The organism is Achromobacter sp. (assembly GCF_049647645.1).
GTDB lineage: Bacteria > Pseudomonadota > Gammaproteobacteria > Burkholderiales > Burkholderiaceae_B > Achromobacter.
The window spans coordinates 1-23124 of sequence record NZ_JBARYB010000089.1; the positions used below are offsets into that span (position 1 = coordinate 1).

Annotated in this window: 19 protein-coding genes; all 19 read right to left on the reverse strand. The window is 68.0% G+C overall.

The window, feature by feature from the left end; all coding sequences use genetic code 11:
- Window positions 1–1066: thiamine pyrophosphate-binding protein (locus tag WBB14_RS10210; RefSeq protein ID WP_424239722.1), on the reverse strand; the 1066-nt coding region annotated here is incomplete at its 3' end.
- Window positions 1063–1992 (reverse strand): HpcH/HpaI aldolase/citrate lyase family protein, encoded by a 930-nt coding sequence (locus tag WBB14_RS10215; protein ID WP_424239723.1) that lies wholly within the window; start codon window positions 1990–1992, stop codon window positions 1063–1065. The genes WBB14_RS10215 and WBB14_RS10210, both read right to left, overlap by 4 nt.
- A complete protein-coding gene (locus WBB14_RS10220; RefSeq protein ID WP_424239724.1) occupies window positions 1989–3272 on the reverse strand; it encodes a TRAP transporter large permease in 1284 nt (427 codons plus the stop codon). Before WBB14_RS10220 ends, WBB14_RS10215 begins: the two co-directional genes overlap by 4 nt.
- Window positions 3273–3276: 4 nt before the next feature.
- A complete protein-coding gene (locus WBB14_RS10225) occupies window positions 3277–3756 on the reverse strand; it encodes a TRAP transporter small permease (RefSeq protein WP_424239725.1) in 480 nt (159 codons plus the stop codon).
- Window positions 3756–4751 carry a DctP family TRAP transporter solute-binding subunit gene (locus WBB14_RS10230; protein WP_424239726.1) on the reverse strand — a complete coding sequence of 332 codons (996 nt, stop codon included), beginning with the start codon at window positions 4749–4751 and terminating at the stop codon, window positions 3756–3758. The genes WBB14_RS10225 and WBB14_RS10230 overlap by 1 nt, the downstream gene beginning before the upstream one ends.
- A 36-nt stretch (window positions 4752–4787) precedes the next feature.
- Window positions 4788–5924 carry a YncE family protein gene (locus WBB14_RS10235; RefSeq protein ID WP_424239727.1) on the reverse strand — a complete coding sequence of 379 codons (1137 nt, stop codon included), beginning with the start codon at window positions 5922–5924 and terminating at the stop codon, window positions 4788–4790.
- On the reverse strand, window positions 5921–6733 hold the full coding sequence (locus WBB14_RS10240; protein ID WP_424239728.1) for an ATP-binding cassette domain-containing protein: 813 nt from the start codon (window positions 6731–6733) through the stop codon (window positions 5921–5923). Before WBB14_RS10240 ends, WBB14_RS10235 begins: the two co-directional genes overlap by 4 nt.
- The gene (locus WBB14_RS10245) at window positions 6730–7728 is read right to left on the reverse strand and encodes an ABC transporter ATP-binding protein (RefSeq protein WP_424239729.1); all 999 of its coding nucleotides are present in this window, start codon (window positions 7726–7728) and stop codon (window positions 6730–6732) included. The genes WBB14_RS10240 and WBB14_RS10245 overlap by 4 nt, the downstream gene beginning before the upstream one ends.
- 4 nt (window positions 7729–7732) lie before the next feature.
- Window positions 7733–8602 carry an ABC transporter permease gene (locus WBB14_RS10250; protein WP_424239730.1) on the reverse strand — a complete coding sequence of 290 codons (870 nt, stop codon included), beginning with the start codon at window positions 8600–8602 and terminating at the stop codon, window positions 7733–7735.
- Window positions 8599–9516 (reverse strand): ABC transporter permease, encoded by a 918-nt coding sequence (locus tag WBB14_RS10255; protein ID WP_424239731.1) that lies wholly within the window; start codon window positions 9514–9516, stop codon window positions 8599–8601. The genes WBB14_RS10250 and WBB14_RS10255 overlap by 4 nt, the downstream gene beginning before the upstream one ends.
- Window positions 9517–9601: 85 nt before the next feature.
- Window positions 9602–11107, reverse strand: a complete 1506-nt coding sequence (locus WBB14_RS10260) for an ABC transporter substrate-binding protein (RefSeq protein ID WP_424239732.1) — start codon at window positions 11105–11107, stop codon at window positions 9602–9604.
- Window positions 11108–11285: 178 nt separating this feature from the next.
- Complete coding sequence (locus WBB14_RS10265; protein WP_424239733.1) at window positions 11286–12020, reverse strand: FadR/GntR family transcriptional regulator; 735 nt, start codon at window positions 12018–12020, stop codon at window positions 11286–11288.
- A gap of 259 nt (window positions 12021–12279) precedes the next feature.
- Entirely contained in the window at window positions 12280–13299 is a 1020-nt protein-coding gene (locus tag WBB14_RS10270) for a histone deacetylase family protein (RefSeq protein ID WP_424239734.1), read from the reverse strand.
- Window positions 13300–13389: 90 nt separating this feature from the next.
- The gene (locus tag WBB14_RS10275) at window positions 13390–14874 is read right to left on the reverse strand and encodes an efflux transporter outer membrane subunit (RefSeq protein WP_424239735.1); all 1485 of its coding nucleotides are present in this window, start codon (window positions 14872–14874) and stop codon (window positions 13390–13392) included.
- Window positions 14871–17984 (reverse strand): efflux RND transporter permease subunit, encoded by a 3114-nt coding sequence (locus WBB14_RS10280; protein ID WP_424239736.1) that lies wholly within the window; start codon window positions 17982–17984, stop codon window positions 14871–14873. The genes WBB14_RS10275 and WBB14_RS10280 overlap by 4 nt, the downstream gene beginning before the upstream one ends.
- Entirely contained in the window at window positions 17981–21055 is a 3075-nt protein-coding gene (locus tag WBB14_RS10285) for an efflux RND transporter permease subunit (protein ID WP_424239737.1), read from the reverse strand. Before WBB14_RS10285 ends, WBB14_RS10280 begins: the two co-directional genes overlap by 4 nt.
- A 12-nt stretch (window positions 21056–21067) precedes the next feature.
- Entirely contained in the window at window positions 21068–22189 is a 1122-nt protein-coding gene (locus WBB14_RS10290; protein WP_424239738.1) for an efflux RND transporter periplasmic adaptor subunit, read from the reverse strand.
- Window positions 22190–22321: 132 nt separating this feature from the next.
- Window positions 22322–22468 carry a hypothetical protein gene (locus WBB14_RS10295; protein WP_424239739.1) on the reverse strand — a complete coding sequence of 49 codons (147 nt, stop codon included), beginning with the start codon at window positions 22466–22468 and terminating at the stop codon, window positions 22322–22324.
- Window positions 22465–23025 carry a histidine kinase dimerization/phospho-acceptor domain-containing protein gene (locus WBB14_RS10300; protein WP_424239740.1) on the reverse strand — a complete coding sequence of 187 codons (561 nt, stop codon included), beginning with the start codon at window positions 23023–23025 and terminating at the stop codon, window positions 22465–22467. Before WBB14_RS10300 ends, WBB14_RS10295 begins: the two co-directional genes overlap by 4 nt.
- Window positions 23026–23124 lie beyond the last annotated feature (99 nt).

Below are 23124 nucleotides of genomic sequence, written 5' to 3' on the forward strand. Positions count from 1 at the left end.
GCTCCTGGTGCGCCGCGCGCACGGCGGCGGCGCGCGCCGTCTTGTGGCCCGGGGCCAGTTGGGCCACGCTGGCGGCGAAGCTGGCCACATCCGCCACGATGGCCTGGGTCGGCGAGAACACGCGGCCCAGCTCGGCGGCATCGGGATACACATGGATCAGTTGCTGGCGCGGCAGCGGGCTCTCGATGACGGTATAGCCTTCGGTGGTGGCCTCGCCCATGCGCGTGCCCACGGCCAGCACCAGGTCGGCGTCGCGCAGGCGCTGGCGCAGTTCCGGCGTCATGGCCCAGCCGACATGGCCGGCGGCGTTGGGGTGGCGCTGGTCGAAGCACTCCAGGCGGCGCCAGGCGGTGCCTACCGGCAGTTCGAAGCGCTCGGCAAAGCCGGCGATCTGGTCGATCGCGGTTTGATGCCAGCCGTTGCCGCCGAGCAGCAGGAAGGGGCGCTCGGCGGCGTCCAGCAATTGGGTCATGCGGGCCAGATCGGCGGCGCCGGGATGGCTGTGCACGCGCGGGTAGCGCGGCAGATCGGCGACGCGGGCGCGGCCCCACAGCGTGTCCTCGGGCAGCGCCAGCACCACGGGGCCGGGCCGGCCGCTGGTGGCCACGGCAAAGGCGCGCGAGATGTACTCGGGGATGCGGTCGGTGCGGTCGATCTGCGCCACCCACTTGGCCATCTGGCCGAACATGCGGCGATAGTCGATCTCCTGGAAGGCTTCACGCTCCATGAAGTCGTTGCCCACCTGGCCCACGAAAAGGATCATCGGGGTCGAGTCCTGGAAGGCGGTATGCACGCCGATGCTGGCGTTGGTGGCGCCCGGGCCGCGCGTGACGAAGCAGATGCCGGGCTCGCCGGTGAGCTTGCCGTAGGCTTCGGCCATGTAGGCCGCGCCGCTTTCCTGGCGGCAGACGATGGCTTCGATGGCATCGGTGTGGTCGTTCAGCGCGTCGATGCAGGGCAGATAGCTTTCGCCGGGGATCATGAACACGCGGCGCGCGCCATGGATGCGCAGCTGCTGCATCAGGATCTGACCGCCATTGCGTTCGGGAATTGCGGCTGACGTCATGCGGAGTCTCCTTGTTGCGGGACGGCCTGCGCGCGGCGCTCGGCGGCCCATCGTTCGAATTGGTGATGGCGCGCCAAGAGGCGGCGCGCGGTGTTGTAGACAGGCGGATCGATGCGCTCGGCGTCATGGCGGCCGGCGCGCTGGGCTTCGTAGCGGACCACGCAATCCTGTGCCGCCGCGACTTCGTCCGGGGCGGGCGTGAATACGGCGTGGATCAGCTTGACCTGGTCGGCTACCGTCGCGCACTTGGACTTCAGGCCCAGGCGGCGGGCCCAGCGCACGTCGGCTTCCAGCGCCGGCATGTCGCGGTAGTTGAAGGGGCAGTCGATCGGCAGGCAGCCCGCGGCCGTGCAGTCCAGCAGGAAGCGGGCGCGGACATGGTGCAGCTCGATGCCATCCTTGCCGCGTTCGGCGCCCAGGCTGGCGCTCAGGTCCTCGGCGGCCAGCAGGCAGGCCGACACGCGCGGGCTGGCGGTCAGGATGTCGTAGGCGCGGTGCACGCCCAGCGCGGACTCCAGCGTGGGCACGATCTCGGTGCTGCCGGCGGGCAGGCCCAACTCGGCCTCCAGCGCGGTGATCGCCTGGTCCAGGGCGGCGATCTGCGCCGGGCTCTCGGCGTGCGGCAGGAATACCGCGTCCGGGGCGCCGGGCATGACGCCGCGCAGGTCGGCCAGGCCGTCTTCTTCCAGCTTGTTGATGCGGACCGCGGCCACCACGCCCTGGGCGCGGCAGCGGGCGAACAAGTCGGCGATGTGCGGGCGCGCTGCCGGCCGGTCCGCCGGGGCGGTGAACTCTTCCAGGTCCGCCACCAGGGCGTCGGCGCCGCTGGCGAGGCCGCCGGCCTGGGCGTCGGCGTCCAGGCCGGGCACGAACATCCAGCTGCGGCGCAGAAAAGGGGGACGGCGGGAGGGAGTGAGAGGGGTCATTGCACGTGCCTCGGCAGGAACAGCACCAGTTCGGGTACGAAAGTCAGCAGCAGCATGACCGCGGTCATGGCCAGCATCATCCAGGACAGCGGGCGCAGGGTCTGCATCATGTTGATGCCGCCGATCTTGCAAGCGGCCATCAGGTCGACCCCGACCGGCGGCGTGTTGGCGCCGATGGCCATGTTGATCGACAGCAGGATGCCGAAGTGCACCGGGTCGATGTTGTAGTGCGCCAGCACCGGCATCACCACGGGGGCCACGATGATGATGACCGGGATGGCTTCCATGAAGGTGCCCAGCAGCAGCAGCACCACGGTCAGCACCAGCAGCACGGCGGTCTTGCTGTCGGTCCATTCGACCAGCAGCGTCGACAGCGCCTGCGGCACCTGTTCGGCCACCAGCACCCAGGCGAACAGGCCCGACGCGCCAATGATGAGCAGGATCGAAGCGCTGCTTTCGCCGGTGGATTTCAGGTTGTCCCACAGCGACTTCAGGCTCAGCGTGCGGTACCAGAAGAAGCCGATCAGCAAGGCGTAGACGATGGCGCTGGAGGCGGCCTCGGTGGCGGTGAAGATGCCGAAGCGGATGCCGCCGATGATCAGCACCGGCACCATCAGGGCGGGCAGCGCGTCGATCGCCGCGGCGCGCAGCTCGGACCAGCTGAAGGGTTGGCCGCCGGCCCAGTTGTGCTTGCGCGATTGCCAGATGGCCACGCCGATCAGCGACAACCCCAGCAGGATGCCCGGAATGATGCCGGCCACGAACAGCTTGCCCACCGAAGTGTCGGTGATGGTGCCATAGACGATCAGCACGATGCTGGGCGGGATGATGGTGGAGGTGGCGCCGGCGCTGCCGACCAGGGCGCAGGAAAAGCCCTTGTCGTAGCCGCTGCGGGCCATGGCGGGCAGCAGCAGGCTGCCGATGGCGACCACGTCGGCCACGCCCGAGCCGGACAGCGCGCCGAACATCAGGCAGGCCAGCACGGCCACCACGGCCAGGCCGCCCTTGATGTCGCCGACGATGGCGGCGCACAGGCGCACAATGCGCTGGGTCAGGCCGGCGCCGTTCATCAGCTGGGCCGCCAGGATGAAGAGCGGAATCGCCAGCAGCGTGAAACTGTCCAGCCCCACCACGTACTGCTGCGCCGCCACCATCATGGGGGCGGAATCGTAGACCGCCAGATAGGCCAGGCAGGACAGCACCAGGCCGAAAGCGATGGGCATGTCGATCAGCACCGTGATCGTGAACACGCCCATCAGGAAGAGAGCACCCGTAGACATCTTGTTAGTCCTTTGCAGCGGCGGGAGCGGCGGAGAACAGCTGCGCCAGATGCACCACGATGGTGACGGCGCAGGCGAAGGGCAGTGCCAGGTAGACCACGCCGGCCGACACGTCCAGCGCCGGCAAGGTCTGGTCCATGGTCAGTTCGGCCAGTTGCCAGCCGGCGTAACCCAGGGCCGCCAGGCCGACGATGATGAGCGCCTGGTTGATGCGTTCGAAGGCATTCAGGACCCGCGGATTGCGCACCACGAAGGGCAGCAGCCCGGCCATCAGGTGCGAACGCTCGAAGCTGCAGGCGACGCCGCCGATGAAGGCGGACCAGACCAGGACCAGGCGCGGCAGTTCCTCGGCCCAATGCGGCGTGGTGTGGGTGACGAAACGGGCGAACACCACGTAGGAGATCAGGATCGCCAGCAAGGCCACCGCCAGGGCGGCGAAGGCCTTGCTGATGCCCGACAGGATCGCGGACAGTCGGTTGAGCATTACTTGGCCTCGCGGTACTTCTGCACCAGCGCCATCAGCTCCGGGCCGTAGGTGACCGAGTAGGTCTTCCACACCGGCGCGACCGCGGCGGCGAAGGCGGGTTTGTCGACCTCATTGACCTGCATGCCCTTTTCCTTCAACTGGGCGATGAATTGCTGGTCGCCATCCGTGATCATCTGGCGCTGCGCGTCGCGCCATTTGTCGGCGGCCGCCTGCACGATCTTCCTGTCGTCGGCCGAGATGCGGTTCCAGACCGGCTTGGAGATGATCAGGTTGGCGGGGCCCCAGACGTGGCCGGTCAGCGACAGGTACTTCTGCACCTCGAAGAAGGACGAGGTGTAGATGATGGACAGCGGGTTTTCCTGGGCGTCGAACACCTTCTGCTGCAGGGCCGAATACAGTTCGCCGAAGGCCAGCGGCGCGGGGTTGGCGCCCAGCGCGGTAAAGGTGTCCAGGCGCATCTTGTCGGGCGTGACGCGGGTCTTCAGGCCGGCCAGGTCGGCGGGCTTGGCGACCGCGCCGCGGTTGTTGGTGACGTGGCGGAAGCCGTTCTCCCACCAGGAGATGATGGTCAGGTTCTTCTTGTCGGCCAGCTTGGCCAGCGCCTCGCCCAGTTCGCCGTCGAAGGCCTTGTAGGCCTGTTGTGAGGTGGACCAGGTATAGGGCAGTTCGACCACGCCGAACTTGGGTTCGATGGGCTGCAGCGAGCCCGAGCCGATGATCGCGGCGCCCTGGCTGCCGATCTGCAGGCCTTCGAGCATGGTCTTCTCGTTGCCGAGCTGGCCGCTGGGGAACAGCACGAAATTGACGCGGCCGGCGGTCTTTTCCTTGACCTCGGCGGCGAAGCCTTCGGCGGCCTTGTTCCAGCTGTGGCTGGGCGCCAGCACGTGGCCGAGCTTGATGTCCATGGCGTGGGCCGACAGCGGCGCCAGGCCGGCGAGGGCGAGCAGGGCGGCGGCCAGCAGGGTCGGTTTCTTTTGAGGAGCGGTGGTCATGGCGGAACTCCAGGAGCAGGGGGGGGATGGGTAGGGTCAGTAGGACTGCGCGCGCATCGACGCGGGCCGTCCAGGCAGGGCGATGCGGGTGCCGGTGTCGCTCAGGCCCTGATCGCCCACGGCGAGGACCTGCATCTCGGCATCCAGGAAATTGCCGACGTACAGATAGCGGCTGTCGGGGCTGAAGGCCACGCCCTCGGGCAGCGCGCCGACCTCGATGGCGCCGGCGCGGGTCACGGACTGGCCGTCGATACGCAGCAATACGATCTGCCCGCGCGGAAGATGGAACCAGGCGCTGGCAGGGTTGTTCGAGCCTTGCACGATGGCGACCGCCGCGTAGCGGCCGTCGGGACTGATGGCGATGCCTTCCGGGCCGTCCTCGACCATGACGCGGTCGATCACGCGCGGCGGGTCGGCGCGCAGATCCACCACGCTGACCGAGTCCGCGTGGCCGTCCGACGCGGTCGGGCTGCCCATGTCCACCACCAGCGCCAGCGCGCCGTCGGGCGACACCACCAGGTTGAACGGCACCAGGCCGGTGGTCAGGTCCTCGGCGGGATCATGAGTCACGATGGGGGTTGCGCCGCTCTCGGCGATGCGCAGCACGCCCAGGCGGTGGCTATCGGTCTTGACCACGAAGGCGCGGCGGCCGTCGGCGGCAAAGGACACGGCCACGACGGCGGCGCCCATGTCGACCTCGTCGCAGACCTCGGCGCGCTTGCCGGCGATGCGCAGCACCGTCACGGAGCGGCCGGCCTTGTTGGCCACCAGCGCCAGCGTGCCGGCGCGGTTGATGGCCAGGCCCGAAGGCTGCAGGCCGGTCTCAAGCCGCTGCGCGATGGCGGGCGGGCTGGCTTCCAGGTCGATCACGTACAGGCCGCGGCCGGGCTCGGGCTGCCAGCCGGCGCCATCGGCGCGCGCGCGCCAGTCCATGGAATCCGCAATCAGGCCCAGGCGCTGGTCTGGCGAGACCGCAAGATTGACCGGCGGCCCGAACAGCGAGTTGGGCAGCGACAGAGTGGCGACCAGCTCGGGCGCGGCGGGATTGGGGCCAGCGTCGTAGACGCACAGGCTGTCGTTGCCCGGCGCCAGGAAACGGATCTGGCCGTCGTCCCAGGTGACTTTCTGGTCGTTGCCGACCAGCAGCAGGTGGCGTGCGTCTTGAGGCTTCATGCCGCCAGCTCCTGCGCTTGCGGCACCGCCAGGGTGGCGCCGATGAGCTGCCGCGTGTACGGGTGGACCGGCTCGAAATACACCTGGCTCGCGGAGCCGCGCTCGACCACGCGGCCGCCTTGCAGCACCACGATCTCATCGGCGATGTGCTGCACCACGGCCAGGTTATGGCTGATGAACAGATAGCCCAGGCCGCGCTCGCGCTGCAGTTCCATCAGCAGGTTCAGGATCTGCGCCTGTACCGACACGTCGAGCGCGGAGGTGGGCTCGTCGCAGATCAGCAACTGCGGTTCCAGCATCAGCGCGCGGGCGATGGCCACGCGCTGGCGCTGGCCGCCGGATAGTTCGCGCGGATAGCGCGCCGCGAAGGCCGGCACCAGGCCCACGGCGTCCATCATCCGGCGCACCGATGCGGCTTGCGAGGCCGCATTGCCGATGCCATGCGTGCGCAGGGGCGCAGTCAGGATTTCGTTGATGGTGCGGCGCGGGTTGAGGGACGAATAGGGGTCCTGGAACACCATCTGGATGCGGCGGGCGCGGGCGCGCGCCGGCATCGCGGCCAGCGGCTTGCCGTCCAGCAGCGCCTGGCCCTGCGTCGGCGCGAGCAGCCCCAGCATCAGCTTGGCGATGGTGGACTTGCCGCTGCCGGATTCGCCCACCAGGCCGATGGTCTGGCCGGCCGGCACGTGCAGGTCGATGTCGTGCAGGATGCGCGGGGCGGGACGGCGCGAGAACAGGCTGGCGCGGCCGTACTGGAAGCACAGGGAGTCCAGGCTGATGCTGGCGGAGGGCGTAGCGCGGCTGCTCATGCCGTGGCTCCTAGGCGCATTGCGCCGGGTTTGATGCACAGGCAGCGGTGTCCGCCCTGCACGCGCGCCGGGAACGGCTGGGCGCAACGGGCCTCGGCCACCGGGCAGCGGTCGCGGAAGGCGCAGCCGCGGATGGCGGTGTCCAGCGAGGGCACGGCGCCGGCGATGGTGGGCAGGTCGGCGCGCGGCGCGGTGCGTCCGGGTTGCGGGATGCAGTTCAGCAGCATCGCGGTATAGGGGTGGCTGGGGCGCTCCAGCACTTCGCGCACGCTGCCGCCTTCGACGATGTCGCCCGCATACATGACGATGACGTGGTCGGCGATGCGCGCCACCAGGCCCATGTCGTGCGAGATGAACACCAGCCCCAAGCCGAATTCGGCCTGGATGTCGCGCAGCAGGTCCAGCAGTTCGGCCTGCACGGTCACGTCGAGCGCGGTGGTGGGTTCGTCGGCGATCAGCAGCTCGGGGCCGCACATCAGGGCCATCGCGATCATCACGCGCTGGCGCAGACCGCCAGACAGCTCGAAGGGGTACTGCCGCATGCGGTCGCGGGGATTGGCGATGCCGACGCGGCGCAGCAGGTATTCGGCGCGCTCCTCGGCCTCGCGGCGGCTGACCCGCTTGTGCCGGCGCAGCACGTCCACCAGCTGCGTGCCGATGGGAAACACCGGGTTCAGCGAGGTCATCGGATCCTGGAAGATCATGGCGATGCGCGCGCCGCGCAGTTGCGCCAGGGCGGCGGGCGAAAGCGAACCCAGGTCCTGGCCGGCGAACTCGAGCTTCGCCACGCGGCGGCGCGCGGCCGCCGGCAGCAGGTCCAGCAGGGCCAGCGCGGTCAGCGACTTGCCGCAGCCCGATTCGCCGACGATGCACAGGGTCTTGCCGCGCTCCAGGCTGAAGTCCACCGCGCGCACCACGTGCTTGACGTGGGTGGGGGTGTGGATGTCGATGTGCAGGTCCTCGACCCGCAGCAGGGGTTGGCTGTTTGCGGTCATGGGATCAGCCTTTCTTCATTTGCACGGCGCGCAGGGATTCGCCGGCGCGGTTCACGCACAGCACCAGCACGAACAGCACCACGCTGGGAATCACCACCAGCGAGGGTTGGAACAGCATGTTTTCCTTGCCCTCGGCGATCATCAGGCCCAGCGACGGCATCGGCGCCGGCACGCCCAGGCCCAGGAACGAAAGCGAAGCCTCCAGCGTGATCGCCATGGCGGCGTCCACGGTGCCGATGATGAGCAAGTTGCCCACCAGATTGGGCAGGATGTCGCGCCAGATGATCTGCAGGTGGCTGCAGCCTTGCAGCCGCGAGGCCGTGACGAATTCGGCGTTGCGCAGGCCGGCCGCCATGGTCCGGGCCACCAGCGCGTAGCGTTCCCACAGCAGCAGGCCCAGCACCAGCACCACCACGGTGAGCGAGGCGCCCACCACCGACACCACCGCCAGCGCCACCAGGATGATGGGCAGCGCCAGGCGCGCGGTGATCAGGAAGGACACGGCGCGATCCACCGCGCCGCCGAAGTAGCCGGCGGCCACGCCCAGCGTGGTGCCGATCAGCCCGCCCATCAGCGCGACCGACAGGCCGATCAGCGCCGATACGCGCACGCCATACAGCGCCCGCGCCAGCACGTCGCGGCCCAACTGGTCGGTGCCGAGAATGTGGCTCCAACTGCCGTCTTCAGCCCAGACAGGCTCTTGCAGCCGCGCCAGCAGGTCCTGCGTGTACGGGTCATGCGGGATCAGGTAGGGACCGAGCAGGCCGGCCAGCACCAGCAGCGCCAGCATGGCCAGGCCGAGGTTGCGGCCATAGCGGGCCGCGCGTTCGCCGCGCGAACGGACGGAAAAGGGAGAGGCGATGACGCTGCTCATGATGAAACTCGCACGCGGGGGTCGAGCCAACCATTGACGAGGTCGGCGACCAGGGTCAGGACGATGTAGATCAGGGCGAAGATCAGGATCAGCGCCTGCATCGTCGGGAAGTCGCCGCGCAGGATCGAGGTCCAGGCCAGCAGGCCCGCGCCGTTGATGGCGAACACGGTCTCGATGACGACGGAGCCGGCCAGCAGCGTGCCCATCTGGGCCGCGGCCAGCGACACCAGCGGCCGCAGGGCGTTGCGCAGCGCGTACTTCAGCACCACGCTGGGGCCGCCCAGGCCCATGGCGCGCGCGGTGCGGATGTAGTCGGTGGCCAGCACGGTTTCCATTTCGGACTTCATCAGGCGCAGCATCGCCGGCATGGCGAACAGGCCCAGGGCGGTCACCGGCATGACATAGTGCTTCCAGCTGTCGAAGCCGGAGGCCGGCAGCCATTGGTTACGCACGCTGAAGACGATGATGAGCAGGAACGCCAGGCAGAAGGGCGGCATGGCCTGGGCGCAGGCCGACAGCAGCATGGTGGCGCGGTCGATCAGCGAGCCCTTGCGCAGGCCGGCCAGCACGCCCAGCGGTATCGCCAGCAGCAGCGCGAACAGCATGGCGGCCAGGCCCAGCTTGGCGGTGGCCGGGAAATGCTGGGCCAGCAGTTCGGCCACGGGGCGGCTGAAGTACAGGCTGTCGCCGAAATCGCCGCGGGCGACGCCGGCCAGCCAGCGGCCGTACTGCAGCAGGATCGGGTCGTTGAAGCCGTGCAGCTGGGCCAGGCGGGCCGCGTCGGCGGCGCTGCCTTCACCGGCCAGGCGCGCGGCCGGATTGCCGGAAGCGAACACCAGCGAAAAGCTGATCAGCGAGACGAATACCACCAGCAGCGCGGACACCACCAGGCGGCGAAACAGGAATGCAATCATGGGGCTACCTATGACGGTGTGCGCCGGCTGGACCGCCTTTCCCGGCCGTCTGGGCCAGGAAGCGCGGCCATGCCGGCGGGGCCGGTCAGTTCCAGCGGGCCTTGTAGAAACGCGGGAACTCGTCGCCGTCGACCGAGAAGTTCAGGTCCTTGGCCTGCACGGCGTTGAGCGAGTGGTTCCACAGCGGCACCCAGTAGGCCTGGTCGGCCACGATCTTCTGGGCGGCGGCGTAGTTCTTGGCGCGCAGTTCGCGGTCCACGGAGGTGTCGGCGGTTTCCAGGTACTTGATGACCTCCGGATTGCGCGCCTGGTCGTCCGGGCCGCCGCGGAAGAAGTTGCTGGTCGATAGCGCCGCGTCGGCGATGCCGTAGGAACCCCAGTTGGACGACAGCATGGCGATCTTGCCTTCGCGCCAGTTGGTCATGGCGGTGCCGTATTGCTGCTCGACCAGGTTCAGCTTGATGCCGGCTTGCGCCATCTGCGCGGCGGCGGCGTCCAGGATGGCGCGCGGCGGCGCCGAGATCACCAGGTCCAGCGTCACGCCGTTGGGGTAGCCGGCCTGGGCCAGCAGCTGCTTGGCGCGCGTGGGGTCGAATTTGTACGTCTGCACGTCGGCGGCGCAACCGAACTGCGCCGGATTGCAGGCCGCGTTGATGACCTTGGACGCGCCGCCCACCAAGGCCTTGCGGATGGCTTCGCGGTCGATGGCGTAGTTGATGGCCTGGCGCACTTCCTGCTTGGCCAGCGGCGACTTGCCGTCATCTGCGCGCGGGTTCAGCGAGATGTAGCTGATGCGCATGATGCTGCTGCTCTTGACCGTGATGGCCGGCTGCTTTTCCATGCGCTTGGCCACGTCCGGCGGCACGCGCCAGATCCAGTCCAGGCCGCCGGACAACATCTCGGCGTACTGGGTGTTGGCGTCCGGCAGCACCCGCACCACCAGCTTCTGCACAGCCGGCTTGGGGCCGAAGTAGTCTTCGAAGCGCTCGTACACGTAGCGGCTGCCCGGCTGGCTTTCCACCAGGCGGTACGGACCGGTGCCGATGGGCTTGGCGCCCATGTCGGACTGGTTGGCCTCGTAGTACTTGCGCGGATAGATCGGCAGGTTCTCCGACAGCATCTCCAGCGCCAGCGGGTAGGGCGTCTTCATCGTGATGCGCACCGTGTCGTCGCCAGCCTTTTCGGCCTTGGCGATCCAGGCGACCTGATTCTGGAAGCGCGCCTTGTAGCCTTCCGAGGACACCAGGTTCAAGGTGTACAGCACGTCATCGATGGTCAGCAGCGAACCGTCATGGAACTTCACGTCCTTGCGGATGGGCAGTTCGATGGTGGTGTCGTCGACGAACTTGTAGCCGGTGGCGATGGCCGGGCCGAACTCGCCTGTGTCCTGGTTCTTCTGCAGCAGCCCCGAAAACACCATGCGCGCCAGTGCCAGGCCCGGACGGTCCGATTCCTTGTAGGCGTCCAGCGTGGCGGGCGCCGCGTCGAAGGCGATGTTGAGGGAGTTGTCAGCCTTGTTGGCCTGGGCGGCATGGGCGCCAAGCGCCAATAGCGCCGCGCTCAAAAGCTTCACGGTACGGGTCAGCTGCATGTTTTCACCTTGATGTGTTTTAGGTATTGGACTTACGGGTACTGCGGAACTGCGGTTTGTGTTTTTGCAGGCAAGCCGCTCCCCTTGCCGCAGGCGGCGCGTATTGCGCCGGCGGTGCTTGCACGGTCGGTAAGGGCAGGGGCCTGGGCGTCAGGCCAGGGTTCAGGCGTTCATCAAATCATCGGATCCCAGCGCTGCCGAAGTCTTCCCGCAGGCGGGCCAGAATGCCAACCAGATGGTCGTGCATGGCGTGGCGCGCGCGGATGGGATCGCGGTCGGTAATGGCCGCGAGGATGCGCTCGTGTTCCTGCTGGGCTTCGCTCCACACCTTGGTGGTCACGAAGTGCTCTTCAAGGCGGGTGAATACCGGGCTCAAGGTGCTGAGCTGCCAGATGTGGGAAATTGCCGCGGCCAGCGCCGCGTTGCCGCAGGCCGCGCCGATCGCGCTATGGAAGGCGCGGTCGTGCACGCTGGGCGATTCGGTCAGCGACATGCCTTCGTGCGCCGCGCGGATCGCCGCGATCTGGGCCGGCGACGCCTTTTGCGCCGCCAGGGCCGCGCACTCGGGTTCCAGCAGCAGGCGGGTTTCCAGCAGGTCGAAGGGGCCGATGTCGGTGGCGTCGACGCCGTTGGCGGCGGCCGGCGCTGGTTGCGGCGACTGGTACTGGCCGTCTTCGCGCGCCTGGTTCACGAACACGCCCGTGCCCACGCGGACCTCCACATAACCCTCGATTTCCAGCGCGATCAGCGCTTCGCGCACCGAGGCGCGGCTGACCTGCAACTGCTCGGCCAGCTCGCGCTCGGCCGGCAGCCGCCCGCCCGCGGGGAAGTCGCCCGCCTTGATGCGCGCGGCGATCTGGTCGGCAATCATGCGGTAGAGGCGGGTGGAGGCGACGGCCTGAAGAGAGGTCATTGTTGCGTTCGGGTGGATGGTCGGGATGTAGAGGGTAAAGGCTCTGCCCAGGCTTGTCTTGCATCGCACTCCCGGCACGGCCAGGAAGTGTCTGGATATCTGGTGGCCCAGTGGTCAGGCCACTGGACGAAATGTACCGGAGGCCGTCCGGATTGTGAACCGGGCTTTTCCATTTCTAGGGAAAACCACTAGCGCCGCGTTTGCCCGCCGCGATGGCGCGTCGCCGGCGTCCGCAGCGGGACGCCGGCAGTGGACCGATTCAGGCCGAAGCCAGTCCGCCGAAGAAGCGCGAGGCGTTCGATTCCAGCCCTTCGATGTAGTAGCCGCCTTCCTGCACGATCAGGGTGGGCAGTTTCAGGCCGCCGACTTCCCGGCCCAGGCGTTCGAAGCCGTTCTCGCTGACGGCCACCATGGCCTGCGGGTCTTTTTCGAAGATGTCGAAGCCCAGCGACAGCACCAACGCGTCGGGCTGGAACAGTTCGATGGCGCGGCGCGCCTCGCCCAGCTTGTCGAAGAACACCGATTCCGGCGAGCCGTGCGGCATGGGCAGGTTGATGTTGTAGCCGTAGCCCGCGCCGGCGCCGCGCTCGTCCTCATGGCCGGCGACGACGGGATAGAAGTTCTCGGGGTCGCCGTGGATGGACACATACAGCACGTCGCTGCGTTCGTAGAAGATTTCCTGGATGCCCTGGCCATGGTGCATGTCGGTGTCCAGGATGGCCACGCGGGGATAGCGCGAGGTCAGGCGCTGCGCGGCAATCGCGGCATTGTTCAGGTAGCAGAAGCCGCCCGCTGCGTCGCGCCGGGCATGGTGGCCGGGCGGGCGGCAGATGGCGTAGGCGTGGCGCTCGCCCGCCAGCAGCGCGTCGGCGCCGGCGATGGCGCATTGCGCCGACCAGTAGGCTGAATGCCAGGTGTTGGGGCCGACCGGGCAGCTGCCGTCGGCCAGGTAGCGCGCGGCTTGCGCCAGCACGCCGCGCAGGGCGTTGGGTTCGCGCACGAACACATTGGAGACGACCTCGTCACCCCAATCGTCGGGCAGTTTTTTCCAGGCGGCGTGCGCGCCCTGCAGGAAACGCAGGTAGTCCAGCGTGTGGACCGCCGAAATCGCGCCGGCCCCCTGGTCGGGCGGCGCCTGCACCGCGAAGCCCAGATTGCGCGCGGCCTGCGCCAGCGCATCCAGGCGCGAGGGCACTTCCTGCGGAGTGCGCATCTTGCCGCGCGAGAAATAGGTCTGCGGGTGGTGCAGTTTCTGGTCGTCGTGGAAGTATGCCTTCATGCTGGATGATCCTTGGGTTCGAAGTGGACGCCGCGCGGGCTCAGGCAGTGTAGCGGAGGGCGGCGGGCGGATTGACGCCTGCCTGCGCGTTCAGCGCACGGTCGGCACCGCCCGCGGCTGTGCCGCATCCTGCCAGCCTCCACCCAGATTCTTGATCAAGGTGATGCTGCTTTGCGTCAGCTGCGATTGCGTGTCGCGCAGGTTCTGTTCGGCCAGCAGCAGCGTCAGGCGCTGGGTCAGCAGGCTTTGTTCGCTAAGGGTGCCGGCGCCCTGTTGCGATTGGGCGCTGGCGTAGAGCTGCTGGTTACGGTGGTAGACGTCGCCATAGGCCTGCGCCGATTCCTGCAGATGGTTGCTGGCGGACAGGCTGTCCTCCACGCTCTGGAAGGCGCTGAGTACGGTGTTGCGGTAGAGCGCGGCGTCTTCCTCGTAGGTGGCGCGCGCGCCTTGCACGGCGGCCTCGCGCGCGCCGGCGTCGAACAGCGTAGCGGCCAGGGCCGGACCCAGGGTCCAGACCAGGCTGGGCAGCGAGAACAGCTGCGAGAAGGAGCTGTGCTGGAAGCCTCCCTGGGCGTTCAGGATCAAGGACGGGAAGAACGCCGCTTCGGCTACGCCGATCTTGGCGTTGGCGGCCGCGGCCGTGCGCTCGGCCGCCGCGATGTCGAGCCGGCGCAGCAGCAGTTCCGAAGGCTGGCTGAGCGGTACCGCCGGCAAGGCGTAGGCATAGTCCCCGCGAGGCGCGATGGAGAAACCGGAGGGCGGCACGCCGACCAGCACGGCGATGGCATGCTCGAACTGCTCGCGCGAAGTCTGCGCGGTCTGCCGATTGGCGATGATCGTCGATAGTGTGTCCTGGGCCACCAGGATGCTGTCGTTGGAGGCCGTGCCTTGATGGAACTGCGCCTGTGTCATGCCCAGCAGCCGGGCGCTGATGGCCTGCTGCTCCCGCAGCAAAGCAATGTCGATGTCGAACTGGCGCAATGCAAAATAGTCGCTGGCCAGACTCGCCGCCACCGAGAGCCGCGCGCCCGCCAGTTGCGCGGCGCTGGCCTGCGCGCCGGCCTGGCTGGATTCGATCTGGCGGCGCACCTGGCCCCACAGGTCCGGTTCCCAGCTGACCGCCACGGACAGGGCGACGTTGTTGGCCACGCCGCCTCCAGAGCCGGAGGCGTTCGCGGCGCTGCCGGTGCCGCTGCGCGTGGCGCTGGCGCCGGCGGTCACCACGGGGAACAGATTGGCGCGGGCGCCGGCGACGGTGGCCTGCGACACCCGGTAGGCGGCTTCGGCCGCGACGATGGACTGGTTCTGCCGCAGCGCCTGGGCGATGTAGCCCGACAGCTGCTCGTCGCCGAAGCGCGTCCACCAGGTGTCGGACAGGGCTTCGGCAGGGGCCGTCTGCGCCCGCTGCCATTGCACGCCTTCCTTGAACGACAAGGGAATGTCCATTTCCGGGCGGCGATAGTCCGGGCCAACCGCGCAGGCGGCCAGGCACAGCGTGACCGTCAGCCCGAAGGCGGCAGCCAGCACGGGCAGGCGGCGGCGCGCCGCAAGCCGCGGGGCGTGGGCGTGGTTCATCTCGGATCTCCCTTGGGCCGGCGGCGCAACCTGGCCGAGGCCCGGTCCAGCCACAGGTAAACGACCGGCGTGGTGTAGAGCGTGAGCAGCTGGCTCAGCAGCAGTCCGCCGATGATGGACAACCCCAGCGGCTTCCTGAACTCCGAGCCGTAGCCGGTGCCGATGACCAGCGGCAAGGCGCCCAGCATGGCCGCGGCGGTGGTCATCATGATGGGGCGGAAACGGATCATGCAGGCGCGCATGATCGCTTCCTCGGGCGCAAGCCGTCGTTGGCGCTCTTCAGTGATGGCGAAGTCGATCATCATGATGGCGTTCTTCTTGACGATGCCGATCAGCAGTATCACGCCCACCAGGGCGATGATGGACAGGTCCGTGCGGGTCAGGAACAAGGCGATCAGCGCGCCCACGCCGGCCGAGGGCAAGGTGGACAGGATGGTCAGCGGGTGCGCCAGGCTCTCATACAGTACGCCCAGGACGATGTACACGGAGACCAGCGCCGTCAGGACCAGCAGCGGCTGGCTGGCGACGGACTGCTCGAACACTTGCGCCGTGCCTGCGAACATGCCGACCACGCTGGCCGGCATTTTCAACCGAGCCGCGGCGTCCTCGACCTGGGCAGTGGCCTGGCCGATGGATACGCCCGGCGCCAGGTTGAACGAGGCAGTCACCGCCGGAAACGTGCCCTGGTGGTTGATGGAGATGGCGGTGCGGTCGATGGACAAGGTCGCCATGGCGGACAGCGGCACCAGGGTCGAGGCGGCAGGCAACGGCGTCGTCACGGCCGCGCCGCCGCCCATGGCCAGCGGCGTGCCGGCGGGCACGTAGATGCCGTCCAGGGCTTTGGGATTGTTCCAATAGGGCGGCGCCAGCTCCATGACGACGTGATACTGGTTGGCCGCGCGGTAGATGGTGGACACCTGCCGCTGGCCGAAGGCATCGTATAGCGCCTGGTCGATGGAATCGACGCCGACCCCCAGGCGCGCGGCCGCGTCGCGGTTGATGTCCACGGTGGCCTGCAGGCTGTTGTCCTGCTGGTCGGTGTTGATGTCCTGCAGGATGGGCATCTTGCGCATCTGCGCCACCACTTGGGGGATCCACTTGTCCAGGTCGCGCGGGTCGTCGGCGGTCAGGGTGTACTGGTATTGCGCGCCGCTCTGGCGGCCGCCCACCGTGATGTCCTGGGCGGATTGCAGGTACAGGCGGGCGCCGGGCACATCCGCCAGCGTGCGCCGCAACTGAGCGATAACCTGATCGGCGCTGTCCTTGCGCACGCCCAGAGGCTTGAGGGAGACGAACAGGAAGGCGTTGTTGATGGCGTTGCCGCCCCCGACGAAGCCGCCCACGCCTGCCACGTTCGGATTGGTCAGCACCTGCTGGTTGATGCGCTGGAACTTGCGCTGCATCTCCTGGTACGAGATGCTCTGCGAGGCCTGGATCATGCCAACCAGCCGGCCGGTGTCCTCCTGCGGAAAGAAGCCCTTGGGAACCAGGATGTACAGCACCACGTTCAGCGCGATCACCAATACGGTCAGCACGCCCATCAGGGTGGAATGCGCCAGCGCCCAGGACAGGGTCCGGGCGTAGTAGCGATGGACAGCGGAGTCCGGGCCGCGGGTCTCAACGTCCGGCGGACGGGGCCGCAGCAATTGGCTGGCCAGCATCGGCGTGACCGTCAGCGAGATGAACATCGACATCAGGATGGCCACCGACAGCGACACCGAGAATTCACGGAACAGCCTGCCGACCACCCCGCCCATCAGCAGCAGCGGAATGAAGACCGCGATCAGCGACACGCTGATGGTCAGCACGGTGAAGCCGACCTCGCGCGCGCCCTCCATGGCGGCCTGCAGGGGCGGCGCGCCGCGTTCCTGGTGGCGAATGATGTTCTCCACCACCACGATGGCGTCGTCGGCGACGAAGCCGGTGGCGATGGTCAGCGCCATCAGCGACAGGTTGTTCAGGCTGTAGCCCAGCAGATACATGACGCCGAAAGTGCCCAGCAGCGACAGCGGCACCACGATGGCGGGGATCAGGGTCACGCGCCAGTTGCGGAAGAAGGCGTACATCACGCCCGTGACCAGCAGCACCGCGATGGCCAGGGTGATCTCCACGTCGCGCAGCGAGGCGCGGATGGTGGTGGTACGGTCCAGCAGCGTGGAGATCCTGATGGCGGGCGGGATGGATGCCTGAAGGAAGGGCAGCGCCGCCTTGACGTTCTCGACCGTCTCGATGACGTTGGCGCCCGGCTGCTTGGTGATTACCAGCAGCACCGCGGGTTTGCCGTTGGACAGGCCGTAGTTGCGCAGATTCTCCACGTCCTGGCGCACATAGCCCAGGTCGGAGATGCGCACGATGTCGCCGCCGTCGTGCTTGACGATCAATGGCCCGTAGTCGGCGGGCTGATAGAGCATGTCGTTGGCGCCGATGGCGTAGCGCATGCCGCTGCCGTCCACCGAACCCTTGGGCAGGTCGACGTTGGCGCTGGCCATGGTGGCGCGGACCTGTTCCAGGCTGATGCCGTAGTGGTTCAGCCGGTCGGGATTCAGTTCCACGCGCACCGCGGGCAGGGCGCCGCCGCCCACGGTCACGTCGCCCACGCCCGGCGTCTGCAGCAGCTTCTGCTGCAACACGGTGGAGGCCGCGTCATACAGCTGGCCGCGTGTCGCGGTGTCCGAGGTCAGGCTGAGGATCAGGATGGGCGCGTCGGCCGCATTGACCTTGCGGTAGGTGGGGTTGCCGTCCAGGTTGCTGGGCAGGTTGCTGCGGGCCGCGTTGATGGCCGCCTGCACATCGCGCGCGGCGCCGTCGATGTTGCGGTTCAGGTCGAACTGCAGGGTGATGCGGGCCGCGCCCAGCGAACTGACCGAGGTCATCTGCGTGACGCCCGCGATTTGGCCGAGCTGCCGCTCCAGCGGCGTGGCGACGGACGTCGCCACCGTGGTCGGGCTGGCGCCCGGCAGGTTGGCGCTGATGCTGATGGTGGGAAAGTCGACCTCGGGCAGCGGCGCCACTGGCATGAGCTTGAACGCCAGCATGCCCGCCAGCGCGATGCCGGTCGCCAGCAGCAGCGTCGCCACCGGACGCCGGATGAAGGGCTCCGAGAGGTTCATGGCGGCGTCGGGCCCGTTTCGGGATCCCGCCTGAGGAAGCGCTGGTCCCACCGGTGCATCGCCAGGTAGATCACCGGCGTGGTGTACAGCGTCAGCAGCTGGCTGACCAGCAGGCCGCCGATGATGGCGATGCCCAGCGGGTGGCGCAGTTCGGAACCCATGCCGGTGCCGAAGGCCAGCGGCAGGGCGCCGAACAGCGAGGCGATGGTGGTCATCAGGATGGGGCGGAAACGCAGCTCGGCCGCGCGCCGGATCGCCTCCATCGGAGGCAGCTGGTCAACGCGTTCCAGCTGCAAGGCGAAGTCGATCATCATGATGGCGTTCTTCATGACGATGCCGATCAGCAGCACGATGCCGATCAGGCCAATGATGTCGAACTGCGTGCCCGTGATCCGCAGCGCCAGCAGCGCGCCCAGCGCCGCCGAAGGCAGCGTGGAAAGTATGGTGACGGGGTGGATGAAGCTCTCGTACAGGATGCCCAGCATCAGGTAGACCACGATGATGGCCGCCGCCACCAGGTAGGCCTCGTTCGCCAGCGAGGCCTGGAACGAGGCGGCCGCGCCTTCCAGCGTGGCCGACACCGCGGCCGGCAGGCCGATCTGCTTCTGGATGTCGGACAGCCGCGTCACCGCGTCGCCCAGGGTGTAGCCGGACGCCAGATTGAAGGACACGTCCGCATAGGGGAATTGGCCCTGGCGGCTGATCGTGACGGGCGCCTTCACGACGGCCATCGTGGCCATCGAGGCCAGCGGCGCCACGCCGCCGGCGGCGGTGTTCACATACAGCCCCGCCAGCAGGTTGGACAGGTCGTCGGCGCTTTTGGGCGCCGTCAACACGACGTGGTACTGATTCAGCTGGGTGTAGATGGTGGACACCTGGCGCTGGCCGAAGGCGTCATACAGCACGTCGTCGATGGCCTGGGGCGTGACGCCCAGCCGCGACGCGGTGGCGCGGTCGAAGGTGAGGCGGACCTGGCTGCCCAGTTGCTGCGCCTGGCTCTGCACGTCGGCGAAAGCCGGATCCTGCTTCAGCGCGGCCAGCATCTTGCCCGTCCAGAGCGCCAGCGCGTCGGGATTGATCGACTGCAGGCCGAGCCGGTAGCTGGTGGTGGAGACGCTGTCGTCCAGCGTCAGGTCCTGCACCGGGTGCAGGTACAGGCGCATGCCGGCATGGTCGCCGGCAGCGGCCGACAGGCGGCGGATGACGGCGGCGATCCCGTCGCGGCCGGCCTTGTCCTTCAGGTTGATGAGCAGGGTGCCCTGATTGATGGTGGGATTGGTCTGGTCTATGCCCACATAGGACGACAGGCTGGCCACGGCCGGGTCCTTCAGGATGTCGCTGGCCAGGTCCTGCTGCAGTTGCGCCATGTGCGCAAACGAGATGTCCGGCGCCGCTTGCGAGATGCCTTCGATCAGGCCGGTGTCTTGCTCGGGAAAGAAGCCCTTGGGCATCAGGAACAGCACCGTGAAGGTCAGGGCCGCGGTCGCGAATACGGAGATCAGCGTGATGCCGCGGTGCCGCAGCACCCAGGCCAGCGACGCGCCGTAGCGCGCGTTGACGCGGTCCAGCAGATCCGCGTGGCGGTCATGGGCGGACGTCTTCAGCATGCGCGAGCACATCATCGGCGTCAGCGTCAGCGACACGAACGCCGAGATCACGATGGCCACCGCCAGGGTCAGGGCGAATTCCCGGAACAGCCGGCCCACCACGTCGCCCATGAACAGCAGCGGGATCATCACGGCGATCAGCGAGACCGACAGCGAAATGATGGTGAAGCCGATCTGCCGCGATCCCTTCAACGCGGCGCTCATCAGGCTTTCGCCGGCCTCGACGTAGCGCGTGATGTTCTCGATCATGACGATGGCGTCATCCACCACGAAGCCGGTGGCGATGGTGAGAGACATCAGCGTCAGGTTGTTGAGCGAAAAACCGAAGGCGTAGGCCAGCGCCAGCGTTCCGATCAGGGACAGCGGCACGGTGACGGCGGGGATGACCGTGGCCGGCAGGTTGCGCAGGAACAGGAAGATCACCATCACCACCAGGGCCACGGCGGTGATCAGCTCGTATTGCACGTCGGTCACCGAGGCCCGGATGGTCTGCGTGCGGTCCGTCAACACCTCGACCTTCAGTGTGGCCGGCAGCGCCGCGCGCAGTTGCGGCAGCACCTGCTGCACCCGGTCGACCACGTCGATCACATTGGCGCCCGGCTGGCGCTGGATGTTCAGCAGGATGGCGGGCGTGGCGCCGGCCCAGGCGGCCTGCTGCGGGTTCTCGGCGCCGTCCACCGGCCGCGCGATCTGCGCCAGCCGCACCGGCGCGCCGTTCTTGTAGGCGATGACGATGTCCGCATAGTCGCGCGCGGAGGTCAGCTGGTCGTTGGCGCCGACGGTATAGGACTGCGATTTGCCATCCAGCGTGCCCTTGGCCAGGTTGACGTTGGCGTTGGCCAGCGCGCCGCGCACGTCTTCCAGCGACAGGCCCAGCGAATTCAGCGCGCCGGCATTGGTCTCGATGCGCACGGCGGGACGCTGCCCGCCGCCCAGCGTCACCAGCCCGACGCCGGCAATCTGCGAGATCTTCTGGGCCAGCCGGGTGTCGGCCAGTTCCTGGATCTTGATCGGCGGCAGCACGTCCGAGGTCAGCGATAGCGTCATCACCGGCGCGTCGGCCGGATTGACCTTGCTGTAGACCGGGGGATAGGGCAGGTTGGCGGGCAGGTAGCTGGCCGAGGCGTTGATCGCCGCCTGCACCTCCTGCTCCGCCACGTCCAGCGACAGGGCCAGGTCGAACTTCAGGATGACGACCGAGGCGCCGGTGGAACTGGTCGAGCGCATGGTCTTCAGGCCTGGCATCTCGCCGAACTGGCGTTCCAGCGGCGAGGTAATCGAAGAGCTGACCACGTCGGGGCTGGCGCCCGGATACTGGGTGTAGACCTGGATGGTGGGGTAGTCGACCTCAGGCAGGGCCGAGACCGGCAACAGGTGATAGCCCAGCAGCCCGGCCAGCAGCACCGCGACCATCAGCAGGCAGGTCGCGATGGGGCGCTCGATGAACGGGCGGGAAATGTTCATGGCGCCGTCCGCTCAATCCGCCACCACCCTCAGGAGGGAGCCTTTGTCGATCTTGTCGGCGCCGTCCGTCACCACGCGCTCGCCCGGCGCCACGCTGCCGTCCAGGATCGCCGTGTCGCCCCCTTGCGTGGGGCCGGCCTTCACATTGCGCAGCACCGCCCGGGCGTCGGCGCCGACCACGAACACGAAGTCGCCGCCGCTGCCGTGCTGGATCGCGGCAGTCGGGATGACCAGCGCGTTCTTCAGGGTGTTGGCCCGCATCCGCACATTGACGAACTGGTTCGGGAAGAGGGCGTTGCCGGAAGCCGGGAACTCGGCCTTGACCTTGAGGGTGCCGGTGGAGGTGTCCACCTGGTTGTCCAGCGCCAGCAGGGTGCCGGCCGCCAGTTGCGCCTTGTTGTCGCGGTCGAACGCCAGCACGGCCACCGCGCCCTGGTCCATCGCCGCATGAACGCGGCCCAGGTCGTCCTCCGGCACCGAGAACACCACCGTGGCGGGCTGTAGCTGGGTGATGACGGCGATGGCGGTGGTGCTGGCGGTGGTGACGTAATTGCCGGGGTCCACCTGGCGCAAGCCCACCACGCCGTCCACCGGGGAGGTGATGGTGCAGTATTCCACCTGGACCTGCAGGTTCCTGACCAGTCCGGCGTCGGCTTCCACCGTGCCCGCGCCTTCGCGCACGGCGGCGTTCTGGGTATCGAGCGTCTGCTGGGGGATGGAGCCGGTCTTGATCAGCTTCTGGTAGCGGGCCAGGTCCAGCCTGGCGTTGGCCAGCGCGGCGCGGTCGCGGTCCAGATTGCCCTGGGCTTGCGCCAGTTGCGCTTCCAGCGCGCGGGAATCGATCCGGGCAATGACCTGGCCCTGTTTGACGAACTGGCCTTCCTTGAAATCCACCGAGCTCAGTATGCCGTTGACCTGGGTGAGGACCGTGACGGTCCGGGTAGGCACGACCGTACCCAGCGCGTCTATGTAGACGTCCACGTCCGTCTGCCGCGCCGCCACGGCTGACACGGGCGTGGCGGCGGCAGGCGGCGCCGGCCTGGGCGCCTGGCGCAACAGCAGCAGCCAGACAGCCACGGCCAGCGCCGCCAGTACGGCGCCGGCCACCGCCCAGCGCGAGGATCTGCCTTTCATGGGGCTTCTCTCGATAAGACAAGCCTGCAACGGGGTCCGTCCGGGAAAATAGGGGCGGGTACGATTGATGCGGTATTTGGGGTTCGACTTGTCCGGAAAATGGCAAGTTCAATCGGAAGTCATGTCAATCCGCTACAGGGCCGCGCGCGCGGCGGCCTCCAGCCGGGGCGGGCTCGCTTCAAGCATCTCGCGGTTTTCCTGCAGGGCGAACCGGCGGGCGATCGAGCTGTCGGTCTGCGCGTACAGCATGAATATGCGCGCGGCCTGCGCCGGGGTCATGCCGATGCCGGTATCGCTGACGCATATGCGCAATCCGGCGGCGCTTCCTGCCGCCGCGATGTTTCGCGGACGCGGGTGGGGTCGCCCAGGTAGCGGGGCGCAAGACCGTCGTCGATGATGCAATCCAGCTCCAGCTCCAGCTCCAGCCCCTTGGCCTGGGCGGCCGGGGTGAACACGGCAATGACTTGGCGGGCCGCCTCGGCCAGGTCGAAGGGAATCGACTCCACGCTCATCTGGCCGGATTCGACCTTGGAGAAGTCCAGGATGGCGTTGATGATGTCCAACAGCGTGGCCGAGGATGAGGTCACCGCGCGCAGGCGTTCGCGCTGCGCGGCCGACAGGCCGGAGCGCTCCAGCAGTTCGAGGTTGCCCAGGATGGCGTTGAGCGGCGTGCGGATCTCGTGGCTCATGGTGGCGAGGAACGCGGACTTGGCCTGGTTCGCCGTATCGGCCGCATGAAGCAGGGCGCGCTGGTAGCGGTTCAGGATGCTGATGGCGCTGCGGGATGGCCGGTCGGCGGCCTCGGGCTCGGGGTCGCCTGGAGTGTGCGCGGCCATGCTGGGTTCGGCTCCGCCGGGATGGGTGACGCCATGATAGAACCAAACGGGCCGGGATCAGCAAAATAGGACTTGGCTGATTTCCGTACGGGGCCGGGG